We start from the raw sequence: 4,780 nt of genomic DNA, 5'->3' as shown, positions 1-4,780 counted from the left end.
ATGACGAACTCGAGCCCCTCGACGCGCGGCCGCAGTTCGGCCACCGTGGCTCGCCCGGCCGCCGTGAGCTTCAGCACGTTGCGTCGGCGGTCGGAGGCATCCGACGCGCGCTCGATCAGGCCGCGCCGCGTCATGCGGGCCACGAGATCGGCGATCGTGGAGCGGTCGAGATCCAGCTCCGCTCCGAGCGTCGCCTGGCTCGATCCGGGAAGGCGCTCGAGAACGGTCAGAACGGCGTACTGCACGCTCGTGACGTCGCGCGAGACATCGCGCTGCCACGCGGCGAGATGCATCTGCTGCGCACGGCGCAGCAGATGCCCGAGGTGGCGCAGGGGCTCCGGCGCATCATCGATCGGGTCGTCCACCCGTTCATCCTGCCCCAGCGGATCGTGTCCCGGCGCCGCTCGCCTCCGTGGGGAGCGAGGAGCGCGCGCACGTCCCACGGCGGAGGGGACGGCCGGCGCGGAAAGTAAGATCGTCCATCGTGGCGAAAAGGCAGACCAGCACCCGAGGTATGAGCGGCAACCCGGCCAAGCGCGGCGCCGCGCGCACGGCGGCGTCGCCCGTCGCGCGCCCCGTGACGCTCGGCGACTGGATCGGCGCCTCGCGGCTGCGCACGCTTCCGCTCGCGGTGGCGCCCGTCGTGATCGGCACGGGTGCGGCGATCCTCGTCACGGACGTGTTCCACTGGGTCATCGCGCTCGCGTGCCTCGTCGTCGCGGTTTCGCTGCAGATCGGCGTGAACTTCGCCAACGACTACAGCGACGGCATCCGCGGCACCGACGCGCACCGCGTGGGACCCGCGCGCCTGACCGCCTCGGGGCGGGTGCGGCCGCGCACCGTCATGATCGTCGCGTTCGTGTTCTTCGCGGTCGCCGCCGCGGCGGGCCTGGCGATCACGATCCGCACGCAGCAGTGGTGGTTCATCGCGGTGGGTGCCGTCTCGATCATCGCGGCCTGGTTCTACACGGGCGGCAAGCGCCCCTACGGGTACAACGCGCTCGGGGAGGTGTTCGTCTTCGTCTTCTTCGGCCTCGTGGCCACGCTCGGCACCACGTGGGTGCAGGCCCTCGCGCTGCCGCAGGAGGCGTGGCTCGGCGCGGTCGGCGCGGGTCTGCTCGCGTGCGCCGTGCTGCTGGCCAACAACCTGAGGGACATCGAGCAGGATGCGCGCGTCGGCAAGCGCACGCTCAGCGTGGTCATCGGCCACCGCGCCACCCGGATCCTGTACACGGTGTTCGTCGTGCTGGCGTTCGCGATCACCTGGTTCCTGGCGTTCTTCTATCCGATCGCGTGGCTGGCCTCGCTCGCGCTGCTCGCCGCCGGGCCCGCCATCCTGATCGTCTGGACCTATCGCCAGCCGCGCGAGCTCGTCACCGCGCTCGCACTGACGTCCCTGACGTCGCTCGGCTACGCCGGCTTCCTGTTCTGGGCGTTCGTGGGCTGACGCGGATCGGCTTCCCTCGGTCCTGAGCCTGCTCGCTCGAGGACCGGAGGGTCACGCCTCGTCGTCGGGCCGTGCGGGGGCGGCGTAGCCGCCCCGGGAGGCGCGCTCGTTCGCCTCGTCCTCGAGCTCGTCCTCCAGCTCGCGCTCGGTCTTCGCGCGCGGCGCGCTCTCGGACGCCTCGCGTCGCGCCGCGAGCGACTGCGACACCCGGCCCAGCGGGCGGCGCAGGAACAGCACCGAGACGCTCACGCCGATGAGCGTGGCGAAGATCGCGGCGAGCCACCACAGGTCCTGGAAGGCCGGCAGCAGCATCATCAGGCCGAACGGCACGAGGAACGCCGCGAGGCGCAGCACCGAGTAGACGAGGAGCGAGACACCGGCCGACTTCTTCACGCCGTCGAGTCTAGATTCGGCGCCTGAGCAAGCACCGGGCCTCACGCCGGATGTCAAGCCGATCCGGTGCACAGGCGGCGCGCCTAGGATGAGGAGGTGGCACGCCTCCTCATCGTCCTCGGCATCGCCGCCGTCGTGTTCTGGGTCTTCAGCATCGTCGACTGCGCGGTACAGCCTCCGTCGCGCCACCGCGGAGTGTCGAAGGGCGCATGGATGGCGATCGTCGTGCTGATCCCGGTGCTGGGCGGCATCCTGTGGTTCCTGCTGGGACGTGCGCGCAAGCAGCCTCCCGGGCGCGTGCTCGCGCCCGACGACGATCCGAACTTCCTCGGCACGCTCAAGGGCGTGAGCGACCAGGACGAGCGCATCCGCCTCCTCGAGGAGGAGCTCGCACGCCTGGACTCGGAGGAGGACGCTCCGCCGGCGGCGGAGCCGAAGGCGGACGACGACAAGCCGGAAGAGCCGGGCACGGACGACGACCCCCGCGGGCGCCGCGGCGGGACGCTCTGACGTGACGCCGCCCGCCGGGTCGCCCGCGAGCGACGCCGCGGCCGCGCTGGTCGACGAGCTCGTCGCACGCGGCGTGCGACACGTCGTGGTGAGTCCCGGATCGCGCTCGCAGGCGCTCGCGCTCGCGGCCGCCGCGCTCGAGCGCGCGGGACGCATCCGGCTGCACGTGCGGATCGACGAGCGCGTCGCCGGATTCACGGCGCTCGGCATCGGGCGTGAGACGCGTGTTCCCGCGGCCGTGATCTGCACCTCCGGCACGGCCGTCGCGAACCTGCTGCCGGCCGTGCTCGAGGCGCACCACTCCGGCGTGCCGCTGCTGCTGCTGACGGCGGATCGGCCGCCCGAGCTGCGCGGCATCGGCGCGAACCAGGCGACGACCCAGCCGGGCATCTTCGGCGCCTTCACGCGCTTCGCCGTCGACGCGCCCGTCCCGTCCGGCGAACCGGATCAGGACACCGCCGTGCGCGCCCTGGCGGAGCAAGCGTACGCCTCGGCCGTGGGGCCCGTGGCCGGACCCGTCCACCTGAACCTGCCGTATCGCGAGCCCCTCGCGGGGGAGCTGCCCGCCTGGTTCACGGAACCGACGCACATCCTCGACAGGACGCGGCTGGGCGGCGGCGGGAGCGACACGCCCCGGCACGATCCCCACGCGCTCGCACACGGCCCGCGCACGGTGGTCGTCGCGGGAGCCGACGCCGGCGCCGGCGCGGAGCAGCTGGCGCACGAGGGCGGCTGGCCGCTGATCGCCGAGATCGTGAGCGGATCGCGCTACGGGCGTCAGCTCGTGCACGGCTACCGCACGCTGCTGCGCGATACCGACCTCGGCGGCCGCATCGAGCGCGCCGTCGTGTTCGGGCATCCCACCCTGTCGCGTGAGGTGGCGGCGCTGCTGTCGCGCGCGGACGTGGAGGTCGTCGCCGTGCGCGGTCCGGGGGAGGACCTCGACCTCAACCACGCGACGACGCACGTGGACGCGGTCACGGTCACGCCCGGCGATCCGGATCGCGCGTGGCTCGGAGCGTGGATGCGGGCGTCGGCCGCGCAGGCCGTCGACCTCTCCAGCCCCGCGCCGGATCTCGCGGGGCTGTCGTCGACCGATCCGCGCGCCCGCGCCCAGGCGACCCGCGCCGAGCTCGACGCCGTGCGGCGCCCCCTCGACCGGGAGCAGCTCGTCGCCGCGGTGTGGGCGGCGACCTGGCCGCACGACCGGCTGATGTTCGGGTCCTCGCGCATCGTGCGCGTCGCCGACGCCGTCCTACCCGGCAAGCGCGTGCCGGTGCACGCCAACCGCGGCCTGGCGGGGATCGACGGCACGATCGCGACGGGCCTCGGCATCGCGCTCGCGAGTCAGGACGGCGACCGCCCTGGCGTCACGCGCGTCCTGCTCGGCGACCTCACCCTGCTGCATGACGTCGGCGCGCTGCTGCTGCCGGTGTCGGAGCAGGATCCGCGCATCCAGCTGATCGTCGCGAACGACGGCGGCGGCACGATCTTCGACGGCCTCGAGGTCGCCGCCCTCGCCTCACGCGACGACATGGAACGCGTCCAGTACACGCCGCAGGCCGCGGATCTCGCCGCGCTCGCCGCGGCCTACGGCTGGGAGCACACGCGGGTCACCACGCGATCCGCCCTCGACCAGGCGCTCATCACGCCCGGAGCACGCCGGATCATCGAGATCCCGCTCGACCGCTGAGGGCCTCCTTTCCGGTAGAAAAGGGCGCATGATCGCGCAGAGCCAGACCCACTGGACCGACGACGCCGTGCACGCGCTGCGCGTGACCAAGGGCCTGCGGCTCGCGGACATCGATCCGGAGTCGACGCCCGGCTACGCCGGCGACAAGCGCGACGGGGCCGCCGACCTGAAGGCAGGGCTCGCCCAGCTCGCCGAGTACCAGGAGCGGCTGTACGCCGCGAGCCGCGGCGGCACCGCGAAGGACTCGGTGCTGCTCGTGCTGCAGGCGATGGACTCCGCGGGCAAGGGCGGCGTCGTGCGGCACGTGGTCGGCGGCGTCGATCCGCAGGGCATCCAGCTGGCCGCGTTCAAGGCGCCGACCGAGGAGGAGCTCGCACACGACTTCCTGTGGCGCATCGAGAAGCGCCTGCCCGGCCCCGGCCTCATCGGCGTCTTCGACCGCTCGCACTACGAGGACGTGCTGATCGGCCGGGTGCGCAGGCTCGCCGACAGTCAGGAGCTCGAGCGCCGCTACGGCGCGATCGCCGACTTCGAGCGTCGCGTCGCCGACCGCGGCATCCGGATCGTCAAGGTCATGCTGCACATCTCGCCGCAGGAGCAGGGGAAGCGGCTCATGGAGCGGCTCGAGCGCCCCGACAAGCACTGGAAGTACAACCCCGGTGACGTCGACGAGCGCGCCCACTGGCCCGCGTACATGGACGCGTACCAGACCGCCATCGCGCGCACCTCCACCGACG

At 72.9% G+C, this 4,780-nt stretch carries 6 protein-coding genes; 4 read left to right on the top strand and 2 right to left on the bottom strand.

From position 1 onward, the window contains the following. Positions 1-365, bottom strand: a 365-nt coding sequence (locus tag RIF89_RS10995) for a MarR family transcriptional regulator (protein WP_309069155.1), incomplete at its 3' end; no start/stop codon positions are given. Positions 366-514: 149 nt separating this feature from the next. Here RIF89_RS10995 and RIF89_RS10990 point away from each other — a divergent pair. Beyond that, entirely contained in the window at positions 515-1,447 is a 933-nt protein-coding gene (locus RIF89_RS10990; RefSeq protein WP_309069154.1) for a 1,4-dihydroxy-2-naphthoate polyprenyltransferase, read from the top strand. 51 nt (positions 1,448-1,498) lie between these two features. Here the strand turns inward: RIF89_RS10990 and RIF89_RS10985 are convergent, their stop codons facing one another. Beyond that, on the bottom strand, positions 1,499-1,840 hold the full coding sequence (locus RIF89_RS10985; RefSeq protein ID WP_309069153.1) for a DUF4229 domain-containing protein: 342 nt from the start codon (positions 1,838-1,840) through the stop codon (positions 1,499-1,501). 96 nt (positions 1,841-1,936) lie between these two features. Here RIF89_RS10985 and RIF89_RS10980 point away from each other — a divergent pair, with 96 nt between their 5' ends. From RIF89_RS10980 to RIF89_RS10970, 3 genes are all read left to right on the top strand, one after another. Beyond that, entirely contained in the window at positions 1,937-2,350 is a 414-nt protein-coding gene (locus tag RIF89_RS10980) for a PLD nuclease N-terminal domain-containing protein (protein WP_309069152.1), read from the top strand. 1 nt (position 2,351) lies between these two features. Then, positions 2,352-4,043 carry a 2-succinyl-5-enolpyruvyl-6-hydroxy-3-cyclohexene-1-carboxylic-acid synthase gene (gene menD / locus RIF89_RS10975; RefSeq protein WP_309069151.1) on the top strand — a complete coding sequence of 564 codons (1,692 nt, stop codon included), beginning with the start codon at positions 2,352-2,354 and terminating at the stop codon, positions 4,041-4,043. Positions 4,044-4,071: 28 nt separating this feature from the next. Next, a partial coding sequence (locus tag RIF89_RS10970; RefSeq protein ID WP_309069150.1) for a PPK2 family polyphosphate kinase occupies positions 4,072-4,780 on the top strand: 709 nt, incomplete at its 3' end.

This window comes from Microbacterium sp., from assembly GCF_031178525.1.
Classification (GTDB): domain Bacteria; phylum Actinomycetota; class Actinomycetes; order Actinomycetales; family Microbacteriaceae; genus Microbacterium.
The sequence above is the reverse complement of the archived record's forward strand: the minus strand, read 5'-3'. Positions and strand labels throughout refer to the sequence as shown.

Coding starts and splice junctions, on each gene's coding strand:
- RIF89_RS10990 (WP_309069154.1), top strand. CDS start 515: ATGAGCGGCAACCCGGCCAAGCGCGGCGCCGCGCGCACGGCGGCGTCG.